Source organism: Pseudorhizobium sp. NPDC055634 (assembly GCF_053618655.1).
In genome coordinates this window covers 360,121-377,376 of the sequence record NZ_JBSHHW010000001.1, presented here as the reverse complement: position 1 = coordinate 377,376, position 17,256 = coordinate 360,121, and the positions used below count along the sequence as shown (strand labels likewise).

Annotated in this window: 15 protein-coding genes; 13 read left to right on the top strand and 2 right to left on the bottom strand. The window is 63.8% G+C overall.

The window, feature by feature from the left end; all coding sequences use genetic code 11:
• Positions 1-8 precede the first annotated feature (8 nt).
• On the top strand, positions 9-1,514 hold the full coding sequence (locus ACWGPT_RS01895; protein ID WP_452603866.1) for a tripartite tricarboxylate transporter permease: 1,506 nt from the start codon (positions 9-11) through the stop codon (positions 1,512-1,514).
• A 17-nt stretch (positions 1,515-1,531) separates the two neighbouring features.
• Here the strand turns inward: ACWGPT_RS01895 and ACWGPT_RS01890 are convergent, their stop codons facing one another.
• Positions 1,532-2,530, bottom strand: coding sequence for a LacI family transcriptional regulator (locus tag ACWGPT_RS01890; RefSeq protein WP_452603865.1), 999 nt, complete (start codon positions 2,528-2,530; stop codon positions 1,532-1,534).
• Between the two features lie 280 nt (positions 2,531-2,810).
• Here ACWGPT_RS01890 and ACWGPT_RS01885 point away from each other — a divergent pair, with 280 nt between their 5' ends.
• The 7 genes from ACWGPT_RS01885 (at position 2,811) to ACWGPT_RS01855 (ending at position 10,586) form a co-directional block, all read left to right on the top strand.
• Positions 2,811-4,067, top strand: coding sequence for an ABC transporter substrate-binding protein (locus ACWGPT_RS01885; protein WP_452603864.1), 1,257 nt, complete (start codon positions 2,811-2,813; stop codon positions 4,065-4,067).
• A gap of 104 nt (positions 4,068-4,171) precedes the next feature.
• A complete protein-coding gene (locus ACWGPT_RS01880; protein ID WP_452603863.1) occupies positions 4,172-5,098 on the top strand; it encodes a carbohydrate ABC transporter permease in 927 nt (308 codons plus the stop codon).
• The gene (locus ACWGPT_RS01875; protein ID WP_452603862.1) at positions 5,095-5,976 is read left to right on the top strand and encodes a carbohydrate ABC transporter permease; all 882 of its coding nucleotides are present in this window, start codon (positions 5,095-5,097) and stop codon (positions 5,974-5,976) included. Before ACWGPT_RS01880 ends, ACWGPT_RS01875 begins: the two co-directional genes overlap by 4 nt.
• A gap of 5 nt (positions 5,977-5,981) precedes the next feature.
• Positions 5,982-7,082 (top strand): ABC transporter ATP-binding protein, encoded by a 1,101-nt coding sequence (locus tag ACWGPT_RS01870; RefSeq protein WP_452603861.1) that lies wholly within the window; start codon positions 5,982-5,984, stop codon positions 7,080-7,082.
• Between the two features lie 188 nt (positions 7,083-7,270).
• Positions 7,271-7,474 carry a hypothetical protein gene (locus tag ACWGPT_RS01865; RefSeq protein WP_452604098.1) on the top strand — a complete coding sequence of 68 codons (204 nt, stop codon included), beginning with the start codon at positions 7,271-7,273 and terminating at the stop codon, positions 7,472-7,474.
• A 291-nt stretch (positions 7,475-7,765) separates the two neighbouring features.
• Positions 7,766-9,430 (top strand): HWE histidine kinase domain-containing protein, encoded by a 1,665-nt coding sequence (locus ACWGPT_RS01860; RefSeq protein ID WP_452603860.1) that lies wholly within the window; start codon positions 7,766-7,768, stop codon positions 9,428-9,430.
• Positions 9,431-9,476: 46 nt separating this feature from the next.
• Positions 9,477-10,586 (top strand): DNA topoisomerase IB, encoded by a 1,110-nt coding sequence (locus tag ACWGPT_RS01855; RefSeq protein WP_452603859.1) that lies wholly within the window; start codon positions 9,477-9,479, stop codon positions 10,584-10,586.
• On the opposite strand, the gene ACWGPT_RS01850 is transcribed toward ACWGPT_RS01855, so the two are convergent.
• Positions 10,587-11,144: a type 1 glutamine amidotransferase domain-containing protein gene (locus ACWGPT_RS01850; RefSeq protein ID WP_452603858.1), complete on the bottom strand. Its 558-nt coding sequence runs from the start codon at positions 11,142-11,144 to the stop codon at positions 10,587-10,589.
• A gap of 463 nt (positions 11,145-11,607) precedes the next feature.
• Here ACWGPT_RS01850 and coxB point away from each other — a divergent pair, with 463 nt between their 5' ends.
• The 5 genes from coxB to ACWGPT_RS01825 are packed head-to-tail and all read left to right on the top strand — an operon-like array spanning position 11,608 to position 17,199.
• Positions 11,608-12,621, top strand: a complete 1,014-nt coding sequence (coxB, locus tag ACWGPT_RS01845; RefSeq protein ID WP_452603857.1) for a cytochrome c oxidase subunit II — start codon at positions 11,608-11,610, stop codon at positions 12,619-12,621.
• Positions 12,618-15,128 carry a cytochrome c oxidase subunit I gene (gene ctaD / locus ACWGPT_RS01840; RefSeq protein WP_452603856.1) on the top strand — a complete coding sequence of 837 codons (2,511 nt, stop codon included), beginning with the start codon at positions 12,618-12,620 and terminating at the stop codon, positions 15,126-15,128. The genes coxB and ctaD overlap by 4 nt, the downstream gene beginning before the upstream one ends.
• A gap of 3 nt (positions 15,129-15,131) precedes the next feature.
• Positions 15,132-15,515: a hypothetical protein gene (locus tag ACWGPT_RS01835; RefSeq protein ID WP_452603855.1), complete on the top strand. Its 384-nt coding sequence runs from the start codon at positions 15,132-15,134 to the stop codon at positions 15,513-15,515.
• Positions 15,512-16,147 (top strand): cytochrome c oxidase assembly protein, encoded by a 636-nt coding sequence (locus ACWGPT_RS01830; RefSeq protein WP_452603854.1) that lies wholly within the window; start codon positions 15,512-15,514, stop codon positions 16,145-16,147. The genes ACWGPT_RS01835 and ACWGPT_RS01830 overlap by 4 nt, the downstream gene beginning before the upstream one ends.
• The gene (locus tag ACWGPT_RS01825; protein WP_452603853.1) at positions 16,144-17,199 is read left to right on the top strand and encodes a c-type cytochrome; all 1,056 of its coding nucleotides are present in this window, start codon (positions 16,144-16,146) and stop codon (positions 17,197-17,199) included. The genes ACWGPT_RS01830 and ACWGPT_RS01825 overlap by 4 nt, the downstream gene beginning before the upstream one ends.
• The last annotated feature ends 57 nt before the right edge of the window (positions 17,200-17,256 follow it).

Sequence of the window (17,256 nt, the reverse complement as noted above, 5' to 3'; positions counted from 1 at the left end):
GGGGCGACATGGATTTCATCAGCAACCTCGAACTGGGTTTTGCCACGGCGACCTCGCTCGACAACCTCTTCTTCTGCCTCATCGGCGTCCTCCTCGGAACACTGATCGGCGTGCTGCCCGGCATCGGGCCGACGGCGACCATCGCCATGCTCCTGCCGATAACCTTCCAGCTCGAGCCGGTCTCGTCGCTGATCATGCTGGCGGGCATCTACTACGGCGCCCAGTACGGCGGATCGACGACGGCCATCCTCATCAACCTGCCGGGTGAATCGTCGTCGGCCGTCACGGCGATCGACGGTTACCAGATGGCCCGGAAGGGCAGGGCGGGCGTCGCGCTTGCGGTCGCCGCACTCGGCTCGTTCTTCGCGGGCAGCGTCTCCACCTTCCTGGTGGCGATTTTTGCCCCGCCGCTCACTGCGATCGCCCTCCAGTTCGGGTCGGCCGAGTATTTCTCGCTGATGATCGTCGGTCTCGTCTCCTCCGTGGCGCTCGCGCATGGTTCGATCATCAAGGCGCTCGCCATGGTGACGCTCGGCCTCCTGCTCGGAATGGTCGGCACCGACATCTACACCGGCACGCCGCGCTTCACGCTGGGCGTCCGCGAATATGCCGACGGACTGAACTTCGTCGCCGTCGCCGTCGGGGTGTTCGGGATCGCCGAAATCCTGCGGAACCTGGAAAGCGAAAAGACCCGCTCCCTGCTGATGGCCAAGGTCACCGGCCTCTTTCCCACGAAGGAGGACTTCAGGCAGATGGTCGCGCCCGTGCTTCGCGGCACGGCAATCGGATCGGCGCTCGGCATATTGCCGGGAGGCGGAGCGATCCTTGCCGCCTTCGCCTCCTACACGGTGGAGAAGCGGATCTCGAAAAATCCGGAAGAGTTCGGACAGGGAGCGATTGCAGGGGTGGCCGGACCGGAATCGGCCAACAATGCCGGCGCGCAGACCTCGTTCATTCCGCTCCTGACGCTCGGCATCCCCGCCAATCCGGTGATGGCGCTGATGATCGGCGCCATGATCATCCAGGGGATCGTGCCGGGTCCGAACGTGGCCACCGAACAGCCGGCGCTGTTCTGGGGCATCATCGCCTCGATGTGGATCGGCAACCTGATGCTCGTCGTCCTCAACCTGCCGCTGGTGGGGCTGTGGGTGAAGCTCCTGACGGTGCCGTATTACGTGCTGTTCCCGATCATCATGGCCTTCTGCGCGATCGGCGTCTACAGCGTCAACTCCAACGTCTACGACCTCTATGCCGTCGCCTTCTTCGGGTTCATCGGCTACGTGCTGACGAAGCTGCGGTGCGAGCCTGCGCCGCTTCTGCTCGGGTTCGTGCTCGGTCCGCTGCTGGAGGAAAACCTCCGGCGCGCGATGATCCTGTCGCGAGGCGATCCGACCACCTTCTTCACCCGGCCGATCAGCGCGACGCTGCTTCTCATCGCGCTTGCGGTTCTGGTGGTCGTGCTGCTGCCGAGCGTCCGCAAGAAGCGGGACGAGGTGTTCCAGGACGAAGACTGAGAAAAGACTGCAGGTGCTCAGATCGAGTGGAGCACCTGCAGTTCTGACACCTGCGGCTGCTCGGCGATCCGCCGCAGCAGCAGGCGGCCCATCGTCGCCCCGGCGGCTGAAAGATCCTCGTAGATCGTTTCCACGCGCGGCCTGATCTGGTCGAACAGGCCTGATGTCTGCTTGGCGACAAGGTGTATGTCGCGTCCAGGCTGCAGACCCTTGTCATAGGCGGCCGCCATGGCCGCGAGCGCCGAAACCTCGCCCCCGCAGATGAAGCCGTCGGGGGGAGAGGCTTCGTTCAGCAGGCGAAACACGGAACGCCTTATCTCTTCCGATTTGCTGTCCAGCGTGACGTCCCTTGCGATCTCGAAGGGAATGCCTGCTTCGCGGATGGCGGTCATGAAGCCGTGGCGCATATGGTGGGCGAAGGTGAACCTGTCCGGCGGCAGGATGATGCAGAGCTTTTTCGCGCCCGCCAAGATCAGCTTGCGCGCGGCCTCGTAGGCGAAGACATAGTTGTCGAAGTCGACATAGGGATGCTGCGTCGCAAGTTCCGTCCTGCCATGGCAGACGAAGGGGAAATCCCGCTCCAGCAGAAGCTTCACCCGATCGTCGGCGGGCTCGGTGCGGGTGAAGATGATGCCGTCGGCCATGCGGTTGCGCATGATGTAGCGGACCGGGTCCAGCTGGGGCGTGTCGGAGAAATGCGGGGTTATGACCAGATGATAGGGCGTTCCGCGCAACGCTTCCGTCAAGCCGTTGATCATCGACGTCGCATAGCCAAGGATTTCCTCGTGCGGATCGAGAACGAGGCTGATGACATTGGTGCGGCCGGTTCGCAGCCGCTGTGCCGCCCGATCCGGGAAGTAGCCGATCTCCTCGGCGGCACGCCGGACACGCTGGCGCGTCTCAAGCGCGATCTGCGGGGCGTCGGCGAGCGCCCGGGACACCGTCGTCACCGCGAGCCCCGTCAGGTCGGCAAGCGTCCTCAGGGTCGGCTTGGTGTCCGCGGAAGCGGATGGCATACCGCCAGGCGCCCGGTCCGGAGCTCCCCCGCTGTTCCTCCGGCTGCTCATCTTCTCGCGTCTCCTCGCCTCGCATGACCGGTTTCGCACGAAACTATATCGTTTTAAATCCGGTGATCAATTCATCCGGTAGGAGGGAGCTGAAAAAATGATCAACGATAACATTTGGTTCGATCCGCTGGCACGCGATCCCGATCCTTCGCGGTCGGTTGACAGCCCCCGGGTTTGTATCGTTATAAATCATCCTTCCGGAGAGGAGCCCGGATTAGAGGAGAGTCTCATGAAGATCGCAACAGTTTCAAAGCTGGCCGCCGGCGCCGCCATTATCGCGCTTGCAGCCGGAGCCGCGAAGGCCCAGGAAAGCGTCGAGGTCCTGCACTGGTGGACATCCGGCGGAGAGGCCGCAGCGCTCAACGTGCTGAAGGAAAACCTGCAGAAGGAAGGCATCGGCTGGCAGGACATGCCGGTTGCAGGCGGTTCCGGCGTGCAGGCGATGACGGCGCTTCGCGCGCGCGTCACCTCCGGCGACCCGCCGACTGCGGTGCAGATGCTCGGCTTCGACATCAAGGACTGGGCGGAGATGGGAGTTGTCGGCAACCTCAACGACCTGGCGACGGAGCAGGGCTGGGACAAGGTCATCCCCGCGGCACTTCAGGAATTCTCCAAATATGACGGCGACTGGATCGCGGCGCCCGTCAACGTCCACTCCACCAACTGGCTGTGGCTGAACAAGGCGGCCCTGGACAAGGCGGGCGGCAAGCCGCCCGAGAACATGGGTGAGTTGTTTGCGCTGCTCGACAAGTTCAAGGAGCAGGGCATCACGCCGCTCGCCCACGGCGGGCAGCCCTGGCAGGACGGCACGCTGTGGGAAGCCGTCGTGCTCTCCGTCGGCGGCATGGACTTCTACAGGAAGGCCGTGATCGAGGCCGATCCGGAAGCGCTTTCCAGCGACACGATGCGTAAGGTCTTCGACGACATGTCGAAGCTGCGCGAATATTTCGATCCGAACTTCTCCGGCCGCGACTGGAACCTCTCGACCGCGCTCGTCATTGAGGGCAAGGCCGGCGCCCAGCAGATGGGCGACTGGTCGAAGGGCGAGTGGCTTCGCGCTGACAAGAAGCCGGGCGAGGACTTCGTCTGCATCCGCTTCCCCGGAACGCAGGGCTCGGTGCTGTTCAACTCCGACCAGTTCGTGATGTTCGACGTCGGCGACGACAAGCGCGATGCCCAGCTCAAGATGGCCGCCGCCGTCGAGGACCCGGCCTTCCAGATCGCCTTCAACACCGTAAAGGGTTCGGTTCCGGCCCGCACCGACGTTCCGGACACGGACTTCGACGATTGCGGCAAGAAGGGCATGAAGGATCTCGCCGAAGCCGCCTCGAGCGGCAACCTGGCCGGCTCGCTGGCCCATGGCCACGCCCAGCCGTCGTCGGTCAAGGAAGCCGTGTTCGATGTGGTGACCCAGCATCTGAACGGCCAGATCACCACCGATCAGGCTCTCGAGCGTCTTCCGCAAGCCGTCGCCGCGGCGCAGTAAAAAAGACGCGGATCGCCCAGATCTCTCTGAAATGGCCGGGAACTCCCGGCCATTTCGTCACCCGAGCGCAAGCGGACTGCGCCCGGACCTGCCGGAGGTGGTGCATGACAACCATTGAACCCGTTCCCGAAGTCACGCCCGAGCGACCACAAGGCGGGCTGCCGGAACGCCTCGGGGCCTGGCTGCCAAAGATCGTGCTGGCGCCGTCCTTCGCCATCACCCTCGTCTTCGTCTACGGCTTCATCCTGTGGACGGTCTACCTCTCGTTTACCCGGTCCCGAATCCTGCCGATCTACGAGTTGGTCGGTTTCGATGCCTATTACCGTCTCTGGTCCCAGCCCAACTGGTACATGGCGATCAAGAACCTGGCGATCTTCGGCGTCCTCTACATCAGCATCTGCATCGCCATCGGCCTGTTCATCGCCATCCTGATGGACCAGCGCATTCGCGCGGAGGGCGTGCTACGGCCGATCTTCCTCTATCCGATGGCCCTTTCCTTCGTCGTCACCGGCACCGCCTGGAAATGGTTCCTCAATCCGGGGCTCGGGCTTGAAAAGACGATGCACAACCTCGGCTGGGAAAGCTTCAAGTTCGACTGGCTGATCAACACCGACATGGCGATCTACACGATCGTCATCGCCGGGGTCTGGCAGGCCTCCGGCTTTATCATGGCGATGTTCCTTGCCGGGCTGCGCGGCATAGACGGAGAGATCATAAAGGCGGCCCAGATCGACGGCGCCCCGACCTTCGCCATCTACCGCCGGATCATCATTCCCATGCTCCGTCCGGTCTTCCTGTCGGCCGTCATCGTGCTGGCGCACATGGCGATCAAGTCCTACGACCTCGTGATCGCGCTGACGGGCGGCGGACCGGGCAATGCGACGGAGATGCCGTCGACCTTCATGTATTCCTACACCTTCACGCGAAGCCAGATGGCGGTCGGCTCCGCCAGCGCGGTGATGATGCTGATGGGGATCACCGCGATCATCGTTCCCTATCTTTATTCCGAGCTTCGGGAGAAACGGACATGAGCGGCGCCACCGAAACCGTCAGCGCGGGCTCGGCGAGAACCGCCCGCATCGTCATATATACGCTTCTCTTGTTGCTGGCGGCCGTCTATCTCCTGCCGCTCTATGTAATGCTGACGACGTCCTTCAAGTCGCTGGCGGAGATCCGCGCGGGCGACATGCTGGCCCTTCCGGCCGATCCCTCCTGGGCCGCCTGGACCAAGGCCTGGGGAGAGGCGTGCATCGGCGTGACCTGCGAAGGGATTAAGGGGTACTTCTGGAACTCGATCAAGATGGTGGTTCCGGCGGTGGCGATCTCCACCGTTCTGGGCGCCCTCAACGGCTACGTGCTGACCAAATGGCGTTTTCCCGGCCACAAGCTCGTTTTCGGCCTGATGCTGTTTGCCTGCTTCATCCCGTTCCAGGCGGTCCTCATCCCGATGGCCCGGGTGCTTGGAACGCTCGGGCTTGCCAATTCCACAGCAGGCCTCGTCTTCGTCCACGTCGTCTACGGTCTCGGCTTCACCACGCTCTTCTTCCGCAACTACTACGAGGCCTTTCCGGATGAACTGATCCGGGCGGCGATGATCGACGGCGCGGGCTTCTTCAAGATCTTCTGGAGGATCCTGCTGCCGAATTCCGGCCCGATCATCGTCGTCACGGTGATCTACCAGTTCACCAATATCTGGAACGACTTCCTGTTCGGCGTTTCCTTCTCCTCCGGATCGGAATCGCCGATGACGGTCGCGCTCAACAACCTCGTTTCCTCCTCCACCGGCGTCAAGGAATACAATGTCGACATGGCCGCCGCGGTGTTCGCCGCCCTGCCGACGCTCCTCGTCTACGTCGTCGCCGGACGCTATTTCGTGCGCGGCCTGATGGCCGGCGCAGTCAAGGGATAACCGCAATGAGCTTTCTCCGGATCAGCAACCTCCACAAGAAGATCGGCAGCCACGAGGTCCTGAAGGATATCAACGTCGAGCTGGAAAAGGGCGGGTTCCTGGTCCTCGTCGGGCCCTCGGGTTGCGGCAAGTCCACGCTCCTCAACGCGATCGCCGGCCTCCTGCCGCCGACGTCCGGCGAGATCGTCCTCGACGGCCAGGTCATCAACGACCTGCATCCTTCCAAGCGGGACATCGCCATGGTGTTCCAGAGCTATGCTCTCTATCCCAACATGACGGTGGAGGAGAATATCGGTTTCGCGCTCGAGATGCGCGGCGTCGGCAAGGCGGACCGCGCAAAGGCGGTCAGGAATGTCGCCGGGACGCTGCAGATCGAACATCTCCTCAACCGTCGCCCGAGCCAGCTGTCCGGCGGCCAGCGCCAGCGTGTGGCGATGGGCCGGGCGCTCGTCCGGCAGCCTCGCGTCTTCCTGTTCGACGAGCCGCTCTCCAATCTCGATGCGAAGCTGCGCGTGGAGATGCGGGCGGAGATCAAGTCGCTGCACCAGAATACCGGCGCCACGATCATCTACGTCACCCATGACCAGATCGAGGCAATGACGCTTGCGACGAAGATCGTGGTCCTCAAGGAGGGCGGCATCCAGCAGGTCGGAACGCCGGCGGAAATCTACAACCACCCCGCCAATCTTTTCGTGGCCGACTTCATGGGCTCGCCCGCCATGAACATGCTGAAGGGCAAGGTCGTGAAAGCCGACGGTACCCGCCGGATTTCCCTCTTCAACGGCACCGTGGATGTCGCAATGCCGTCCCTGACGACGGAGATTCCCGAAGGCAGGGAGGTCATCGTCGGCCTGCGCCCCGAAGGCATTACCGACGAGGGGATGGTCGATCCCACCGCCCGTGCGGTCGCAAGGGTCGATGCGGAGGTCCATCTGGTCGAGCCCACCGGGTCGGACACGTTCGTCGTCGCCCGGCTGGAGGGCGAGCGGTTCACGGGAAGGGTGCGCGCCGATGTCGCCATCGCTCCGAAACAGCGCTTCACCTTCATGTTCAATCTCGACAAGGCGGTGGTATTCGACGTTGCGACGACGCAGCGCATCCCCTGAGCAGGGCTGCTCCGCAACAATTCGCGGCGACGCCTGTTCCTTCCGTCCCGGCCGGCAACGCGCTGATCGCAACAAGTGTGGACCTCGCGCGTTGGTGTCGAAGACGCACAGTGCGTGAGGACCCGCGCTGCGTGCGGTTCAGGCAAAGACAGGAGTGGATGATGACCTCCCCGAACAAGTCTCCCGATGTGAAAACGATCGAAAGCGATGCCCGCGGTCAGTTCGCGAACGTCAAGGAGGGCGGGAAAAGCTCAGGGGTCGCAAGCGCGAAACCGACGGTGATCACAGGGTCGGAGGATGCGACCGCGCACAAGATCCCGCCGGGTACGCCCGCTCCGGAAAAGGAATGGGATGCGAACTTCGACGTCGCCGAGCATCCGACGGATCGATAGGAGCGTCGGTCCGCTCTGTGTCGATCCGGTGCAGGGCTGCTCCGGTCCGTGACCCGGGCGCGGCTCCTCGAGTTCGAACGCAGGTGGGGTTTTACCCCGTCCGGGAAATTTTCATCGTGGACAATCAAAATATTGGCCCCTTTATGAAAAGCGGCTAAGTAACGTCCTCGTGCATATTAGCTGAGGGCGGGCATATGAGGCTTTCTGCGGATGCGGCTGTTCAAACGCCGCGGAGGGTAAGACCTGGTGGGTAAGGCGCGTCTGTTCTTGCCGACCTTCCCTTCGGTGCCGATGAGCATCTATCTGATGGCGCTTTCCGCCGTCGTCGCCCTCCCGCTCGTCGTTTTCGTGCTGCTCCTGATGATGGAACTGGAGCGTCGCGACCGCGAGATACTCGCTGCCGATACCGCAGCCGACGCGCAGGTCGTGGCTCGGTCGGTCGAGCGGACGCTCCAGGACATGACGACCACGTTGCGCATCCTTTCCACCTCTCCTGAGCTGGAAAATGGCGACCTGCAGTCGTTCCACAACCGCACCCAGAACAACCTCAGGTCCAATTCGATCTATGTCCTGGCGGTAGGGCCAGGCGGAGAACAGCTTCTGAATACCCGTCTTCCCTACGGGACGGAGCTGCGGAAGGTGTCGAACCCGGCAACCGTCACTGCCGCGCTCGAAACGGGCGTCACGCATGTTTCAGACGTGTTCTTCGGGGCGACCAGCGGGCAATTTGTCTTCAATGTCACGATGCCGCTCCCGGAGAACGTCGCGAAGAAATCGGGGGCGGTCGCGCTGATCATGACGCAGAACGCGGCCAACCTGACGCGCGTGATCAGCACGGATATACTCCCGCCGCAATGGTCTGTGGCGATCGTCGACGGTGCAGGTACGATCATCTCCTCGATCGGTGCGAGCAATGCGTCGCCGATAAGTGCCTTCCCGGAAAACACGCTGAAGCTGATGACGGGCATCAACGGCACGATCGAGGACGTGGAAGGCGAGCCGCGGCAGATGTACGGCTACGGGCAGGTGCTGGGGTCCACCTGGAAGGCGGTGCTCTGGGGCCCGATCGAGACCGCGCAGAGCGAAGTCGTCGAGGCCTCGCGCCGACTGGTGATCGGAAGCCTGCTGTTCCTCGGGATCGGCATGCTTTGCGGCTACCTGATTGCCCGCCAGCTGAGAATACCGATCCGGCAGATCGCCCAGATGGCCGAGCGCATCGGAAAGGGCGAGATCGTCTCCCCCGTCGAGACGCGTATCCGCGAGGCCAACCAGATTTCCGTTGCGCTCTCCAACGCATCCTTCGACCGCAGCCAGGCGGAAGACAGGATGCATCTCATTCTTCACGAGCTCGTCCACCGGACCAAGAATATCCTGACCCTGGTGCAGGCCATGATGCGGCAACTCGCCCGCCAGTCGAAGGACATGGACGAGTTCCAGAAGGCTATCTCCGACCGCATACAGGGGCTGGGGAAGTCGATCGAGGCGCTCGCGATCGAGCAATGGACAGGGGTGCCGCTGCAGCGTCTCGTAACCGCCCAGCTCGAAACCTTCGCCGATGTCGCGGAGCGTGTGGAACTGCAGGGCGAGGATTTCCTCCTGCGCGCCGAGGCGGTCCAGAACCTCGGCCTCGTGCTGCACGAACTCGCGACCAATTCGATCAAGTACGGCGCCCTTTCCGTGCCCGAGGGCAGGGTGCGCGTCTCCTGGCGGCAGGAGGACCCGTCCGATCCGAAGTCGCTGCTCCACCTGTGCTGGGAAGAGTTCGGCGGTCCCCCCGCCATCGAACCGAAAAAGACCGGTTTCGGCACGACCATCATCAAGCGCCATGCGGCTGCGGCCTTCGGCGGGCAGGTGGACATCCGCTATCTTCCGACAGGCCTTGTCTGGACGCTCGTCGCTCCCAGGGATGCGTTCGAACGTGGTCCGGGGGAAGCCGCACAGGAATTCATTTCGTGATCGCATCGCTCAGGAACGAAGCGCATGTGCGCTCGTTCTTAGGCCCATGGATGCCGTCACCGATATTCCCGTCTTCGATGAAGAGACCCTCAAGGCCGTCGGCCTGACCTATGTCAGCGACACTGAGCCCGGCATTCGCCGGCTCCGGAAGGGCAAGGGGTTCTGCTACCGGCTTCCGGACGGAAGCCTCCTCAGCGATCCGAAGGAGCGGCGCAGGATCGCCGCGCTCGGCCTGCCGCCCGCTTACGAGAACGTCTGGATATGCATGGACGGCCGGGGCCATCTACAGGCGACCGGGTATGATGCCCGCGGGCGCAAGCAGTACCGGTACCACGCCGAATGGCAGAGCCTTCGCAGCGAGCTCAAGTTCGACCAGCTCGCTCGTTTCGGCGAAGTGCTGCCGCGCATCCGCCGACGGATCGAGCGCGATCTGGCACTGGGGCTCCACAGGCCTGAGGCCGTGCTGGCCGCGATCCTGGCGCTGATGGATACCGCGCATCTGCGCGTCGGCAATCTCGCCTATGCCAAGGAAAACCGGACCTACGGCGCGACGACGCTTTTGAAACGGCACATGACCTTGACGGAGGAGGCCGTGCTCTTGCGCTTCACGGCCAAGGGCGGAAAGCGGGTCAGCCATACGATCAAGCATCCGCGACTGCAGCGGATATTCGAGGAGATCGCCGATCTTCCGGGTCGTCACCTCTTCTCGTTTCCCGACGAGGGAGGCGTCGCCCGATCCGTGGATTCAGGCCGGCTCAACGCCTATCTGGCGGAGATCGCGGGCTTCCCGGTCTCGGCGAAGACATTCCGCACATGGGGCGGGAGCCTTGCCGGCTTCAATGCCGTGTGGGAGGCCTATCGGGGAGGGCTGCAGCCCAGGGTGAAGCTGATCTGCCAGGCGGCATCCGAGCGGCTGCACAACACACCCGCGGTTTGTCGCTCAAGCTACATCCACCCGGCGGTGCTGTCGCTCGTGGACGACATATCCCCGGTCGAACGGCTTGTCGCCAACGAGCTGAAGCTTCCGCAACTGCGGGGCTTGCGCGCCGATGAAAGACGCCTGCTCGCCATCCTCAAGAGCGCGTCGGTGCAGATACAGACCGGGGCGGCCACGGATTCCCTCCAAAAGTGGAGGGCCGCGGCCGCCGAGGCATGATCAGGCGGCGCGGGCGTGGCGACCTTCCTTGACCTCCTCCACGATCTTCGCCACGAAAGGCTGCAGATCCTTCGGCGAGCGCGAGGTGATGATGCCCTGGTCGACGACGACGGCCTCATCCACCCATTCGGCGCCGGCATTGCGCATATCGGTCTTGATGGAGGAATAGGAGGTCGCCTTGCGGCCACGCAGCGCATCCGCCTCCACAAGAAGCCACGGTCCGTGGCAGATGGCCGCCACCGGCTTTCCGCTCTTCACGAAGTCCCGGACAAGCTGAACCGCGTCTTCGTCGGCACGCAGGACGTCCGGATTGATCTGGCCGCCGGGAAGAACGAGGGCGTCGAAATCCTCCACCTTCACGTCCGGAACGAGCAGGTCGACATCGACGCTGTCTCCCCAGTTCTTCTCATCCCAGCTCTTGATCTGCCCCGATTTGATCGAGGCGATCTTCACCTCTGCTCCCGCGTTGCGGAGCTCCTCCAGTGGGACGCGAAGTTCGGACCGTTCATAACCGTCGGTCGCGAGAATGAGAATGGACGCAGACTTGAAGTCAGCCATTGTATGCTCCTGTTGATGCGGTTTGATATGTTGGGGCCGGCGCCTAGAGCCGGCCGCTTGAGAGGTCGCGTCCGTTGATGGACGCAGGGACGGCGATTTCCTCCCGGGGCGCCTTCGGCAATGGCAATTCCACGGCCTCGGGCACCAGAACCTGCACATCCTCAGGCGGACCGTCCTTTCGCGAGGCACGCGTTCTGGTCCTGCCGAACAAGCGCTGGAAGAAATTGAGCATCGCCGCCGTTCCTTCTGGTAACACCTCTCGGAAGGCAAACCCGCAAAAGCGCCCGGAGTTCCACTTTTTTGTCCCGGTGAAATCTAAGTTGACCGATCGGCTGGAACAAATCGCCGGGCAATCAGTTTCGCCGCGAGGCTCTTCGGCGGGGAGCGGTTCTGGAACTGCGGGGGGAACTTGACGGGCGATGCGGTTTGCCGGACGGCGGGACGAAACAGACGGTCGCATCCGGTGAACGGGCGTGGCCGCGGTCGGTTCCGACAGCTTGCCTGGATTTCTGCCTGCCCTGCGGCAACGTCCTGTTCCGGCATCCAATCAGCGCTCGATCCGGCCGGTCCCGAGGCGTCCGACGTCGCGACGCTCTTTTATGTCATGGTCGTCGGAGGCGGCCTGATCTGGGCCGCCGTGGTGCTGATGCTGTTCTACGCCGCGCGCACCGCACGCGAGCCGCATTCGGAGCGCTCCGCCGGCCGGCTCATCCTGTGGGGCGGGGCAATCGGCCCGGTGATCGTGCTGACCGTTCTCCTCTCCTATGCCGTCTGGCTGCTCCCCAACCTTCGCCCATGGTCGGCGGCGGGCGCGGAGGGCGCGCATCGCATCGAGGTGACCGGAGAACAGTTCTGGTGGCGCGTGCGCTACCTCGACGCAGAGGGCCGAATTCTCCTGGAGCGCGCCAACGAGGTGAGGATGCCGGTAGGAGAACGCGTGATCTTCATCGTGAAATCCCCGGATGTCATCCATTCCTTCTGGATACCCTCTGTAGGCGGCAAGATGGACATGATCCCGGGACGCACCAACCATCTGATGCTGGAAGCGTCGAAGCCCGGCATCTATCGTGGCGCCTGTGCGGAGTTCTGCGGTCCGTCGCATGCGCTCATGGCATTCCATGTCGAAGCGGTGGAAGCCTCCGAGTTCGAGGACTGGCTGACGACGAGCCGCCAACCCGCAGGTGCTGCGGCAAGTCCCGGCGCGGGCGAGGGGCACCGCCTTTTCCTGCGGCACGGATGCGGGGCCTGCCACGCCATCGACGGGACGGAGGCGCGAGGCACGATCGGGCCCAATCTCACCGCGTTCGGAGATCGCGGCAGCGTTGGCGCGGGGACCATGGCGAACACGCCGGAGAACCTAGCCCGCTTCATCCGCCATCCCTCGGAGATCAAGCCGGGCTCGCGGATGCCATCGTTCGGGATGCTGCCGGACGGAGATGCCGAGAGCATCGCAACATACTTGGCGGGGCTTCGATGACGGACGTTCTCGGCGACTTCACCCCCGAGGAGCGCGCCGCGCAGGAGGCGCGACTGCGGAAGGTCTGGGAGACGCCCTCCGGCTGGCGCTACTGGACTTCGGTCAACAACAGCGAAATCGGCCTGTGGTACGGTGTCGCCTCGTTCGGCTTCATGCTGTTTGCGGGCGTGCTCGCGCTGCTGATGCGGCTCCAGCTCGCGGTGCCGAACAACGACCTGCTGACCGCCGATTTCTTCAACCAGGCCTTCACCCTGCACGGCACGGTGATGATGTTCCTGTTCGCCGTGCCGATCTTCGAGGCGATTGCGATCTTCCTCCTGCCTTCGATGCTGGGCGCCCGCGAGCTTCCCTTTCCGCGCCTGTCCGCCTTCGGCTTCTGGAGCTTCCTGCTCGGCGGCATCTTCGTCTGCGGCTCGATCTTCTTCAATTCCGCGCCGAGCACCGGCTGGTTCATGTATCCGCCGCTCGCGACCGACAAGGAATTCTCCGGGATCGGCGCAGACATCTGGCTGCTGGGGCTTTCCTTCATCGAGGTTGCGTCGATCGCGGCTGCCGTCGAAATCATCGTCGGGATCATGAAGTGCCGCGCACCCGGCATGCGGATCAACATGATGCCGATGTTCGCATGGTATCTGCTGATCGTCGCGGGGATGATCCTGTTCGCCTTCCCGCCGCTGATCGCCGGCGACATTCTCTTCGAGATGGAGCGGATGTTCGACTGGCCGTTCTTCGACGCGGAAAGGGGAGGCGACCCTCTCCTCTGGCAGCATCTGTTCTGGATATTCGGCCATCCGGAGGTCTACATCATCTTCCTGCCGGCCATCGCGCTGATGGCCATGATCGTGCCGACGTTCTCCCAGCGGCCGATCGTCGGCTATTCCTGGATCGTGCTGGCGGCCGTGGGGACCGGGTTCCTGAGCTTCGGGCTCTGGGTCCACCACATGTTCACCACCGGACTGCCGCAGATCTCGCTCGCCTTCTTCTCCGCGGCATCGGAAGCTGTCGTCATTCCGACGGGCGTGCAGATATTCGTCTTCATCGCCACCATGCTCGCCGGGCGGGTGATATTCTCGGTGCCCATGCTGTTCGGAGCGGGAGGCCTGATCACCTTCGTGATCGGAGGGCTGACCGGCGTGATGGTGGCGCTCGTTCCTTTCGACTGGCAGGCGCACGACACCTATTTCGTCGTCGCCCATCTGCATTACGTGCTGATCGGCGGCATGCTTTTCCCGGTGATCGCAGGAATCTACTATTACTTTCCCTTCGTCACCGGCAAGAAACTGAGCGATGCCTGGGGCAAGGTGGCGTTCTGGCTGATGTTCGTCGGCTTCAACATCGGCTTCTTCCCGATGCATTTCTCCGGGCTCCGGGGCATGCCGCGGCGGGTGTTCACCTATCCGGGCCATGTCGGCTGGGACTGGTTCAATCTGATTTCCACCATCGGCGCCTTCGTCTTCGCCGCCGGGGTCCTAACCGTCGTCGTGGATATGTTCCGGCCGAAGCAGAAGATCGGCGACCTCAACCCCTGGCGATCGGGCACCCTCGAATGGACCAACGATCCCGACGAAAGCTGGGGGATGCGATCGGTGCCGATCATCGAGAGCCGATACCCGCTGTGGGACCAGCCGGACCTCCAGAAGAATATCGACGAGGGGCGCTACTACCTGCCGGACGCGAAATCGGGCCGGCGCGAAACGCTCGTCACCTCGGTTCTCGATGCCGAGCCGATCCAGTGCCTCAGGGTCGGCGGCACGTCCTACGTCACGATCATCGCCGCCATGGCGCTGGGCGGGGTTTTCATCGCCCTGACATTCCACGGGTGGGCGGTCACGATCGTCTGCGCGATCATCACGCTCATCGCCATCCTCTACTGGCTCTGGACCGGCACGGCGGAAATACCGGAGGCGCCGGACATCGATGTCGGACTGGGCAGGCGGTTGCCCATATACCGTTCGGGGCCCGCCTCGGTCGGATGGTGGGCGATGTTCATCACCATGGTCGGCGACGGCACGGCATTCGCGAGCCTGATGTTCGGCTACTTCTTCTACTGGACGATCCACGACGACTTCACTGCCGGCCTCGGCGGTCCCGGCATCTTCTGGCCGACGACCTCGCTCGTGCTGTTCCTCGTCTCGTGGGTCCTCATGCTCGCGGCACGGCACCTCAACCGCGAGGACCGGGCAAACGGGGCACGCGCGGCACTGGCGGCTTCGCTGATCGTCACCTGCGCCGCTGCGGTGGCGGCGCTCCTCGGCCCCTATGCCCACGATATGCAGCCGACGGTCCATGTCTATCCGGCGACGGTGTGGATCATCGCGATCTGGACGGCGGCGCATGCGGCAACCGGATGCATCATGCAGGCCTATTGCCTTGCACGGAGCCTCGCCGGCAGGATGACGGCCCGATATGACCAGGATATTGTCAACGTGACGCTCTACTGGCACTTCCTGACAGTGACCGCCGTCGTGTCGCTCGGCGTGCTCGGCCTGTTTCCGGCGATGAGGTAGGCCATGCGACATATCCTGCCCCGCGAAATCGAAACGCTCTGGACGCTGTTCACGGCCCCCGCGGTCTGGGCCCTGCACTTCATCCTCTGCTATGTCGCGGTGGCGATCTACTGCGAGAAGGCTGGCGAATGGTACATCGGCTTCGGCACGGTCAGGCTGGTGCTCGGCGCCATCACGATCCTTGCGCTCGCGATGATCGTCCTGTCCTCCTATCTCGCCTGGCGTCAATGGGGCTTCGGCTCGGGCGACCCGCCCCACGACCAGCCGACCGCCGAGGATCGCCGCCGCTTCCAGGGTTTTGCCACGCTGCTCCTGTACGGCCTGAGCTTCGTCGCCGTGGTCTATGTCGCCATTCCGCTGATCTTCATCCACGGGTGCTACCAATGAGGACGGTGGCGCTGACGGCAGGTCTGCTTTTCCTGGTCGTCGCATGGGGCGTCGTGCTGCCCTTTGGCGGGCGGCAATCCTTCACCGTGCACATGATCGTCCACATGAGTGTCGTCGCCGGCGCCGCTCCTCTGCTCGCCGTCGGGTTATCCGGCTCACGCCATGACGTCACCATGCGCTGGCCCTGGTTCACGCCGGTGATCGCCTCGCTCGTCGAACTTTTCGCGGTATGGGGTTGGCATCTTCCCGCAGCGCGTGCCGCGACCGAAGCGTCCTTTGCGGTCACCGCGCTGGAGCAGGCGACTTTCCTTGGCGCCGGGCTGCTGCTCTGGCTTTCCTGTCTCGGAGGCGCGGAGGAGGGGCGGGAGGCTCGCCGGCTGGCCGGGACGTTCGGGCTGCTGTTCACCTCGATGCACATGACCCTGCTCGGCGCGCTGCTTTCGCTGTCACCGCGACCGCTCTACGGTGTCGGCGAGGTCAGCTGTTTCGGGGTCACGCTGGGCGCTGCGGTCGATCAGCAGACCGGCGGCGTCGTGATGCTGCTGGTCGGAGCGGTCGTCTACCTGCTTGGCGGCGTCCTGCTGCTATCGTCGGCGCTAGGCCCACGTGAACATTCGGGAGGACGCCTGTGAGCGCCTGGCGCAGATATCTCGTCGCAGCGGTTGTCCTTGCTCCCGTCGCCGGGCTCCTGGTTGGCTGGTCGGGCCTTGTCGGGGTCAGGGCGAGCACCGGCCACTGGGCGGTCACGGACTGGTTCCTTCACTGGGTAATGCGAAACTCCGTCGAGACGGCAGCGCTCTCGCACGAGGCGCCGCCTCTTGGCCATCCGGCCCTGCTTCCCCCGGCGGCGGGCCACTACGAGATCGGCTGCGCCATGTGCCACGGGTCTCCGGCGAGGCCCAAGCCGGATACCGTAAGGGCAATGCTTCCCGAGCCGCCCGACCTTGGGCCGCTGATCCCCGCCTGGACCGACGAGGAACTGTTCGAGATCGTCCAGCACGGGGTGCGGTTCACCGGGATGCCGGCCTGGCCCAGCCAGGCGCGCCCGGACGAGGTCTGGGCAATGGTCGCCTTCCTGCGCCAGCTGCCGGAGATGGACGCCGAGCGCTACCGTGCGCTTTCGGGGCTCTATCCTCCGCCTATGGCAGGGGAGGTGGACGACCTGCCGCTCAGCTGCGAGAGCTGCCATGCGGAGCGCAGGCTCGACGCGGAAAGCATCGTGCCGAGCCTCTCCGGACAATCGGAAGCCTATCTGCTGGAGAGCCTGCGCGCCTATGCCGACGGCCGGCGGCCGAGCGGCATCATGCAACTGGCGATCCGTTCGCTTCCGGAAGAGGCTTTCGAGGATCTCGCCCGGTTCTATGCCGGCCAGAGCCGTCCGGCGCGGGTCTTGCCTGAGGTGGAAGGCGAAGCGATCGAGCGGGGAAGGATACTGGCGCAACAGGGGCGCCCGTCCGACAAGATACCCGCCTGTCTATCCTGTCATGAAAAACCCGATGGAAATCCGGCCTATCCCCGGCTGTCGGGCCTCAGCGCCCCTTACCTTGCGGGGCAGCTTCGGCTTTTCGCGGAGGGCGTCCGGGGCGGGACGAGATACGGTCATCTCATGACCGATGTCGCGAAGAACCTCGAGGAAGAGGATATGACGGCGGCTGCCGCCTATTTCTCGCAGAGAACCCGCTGAGCGCGATCCCTCAGACAGGTATGACCATCATGTAGCAGGCGGCGACGACCATCACGA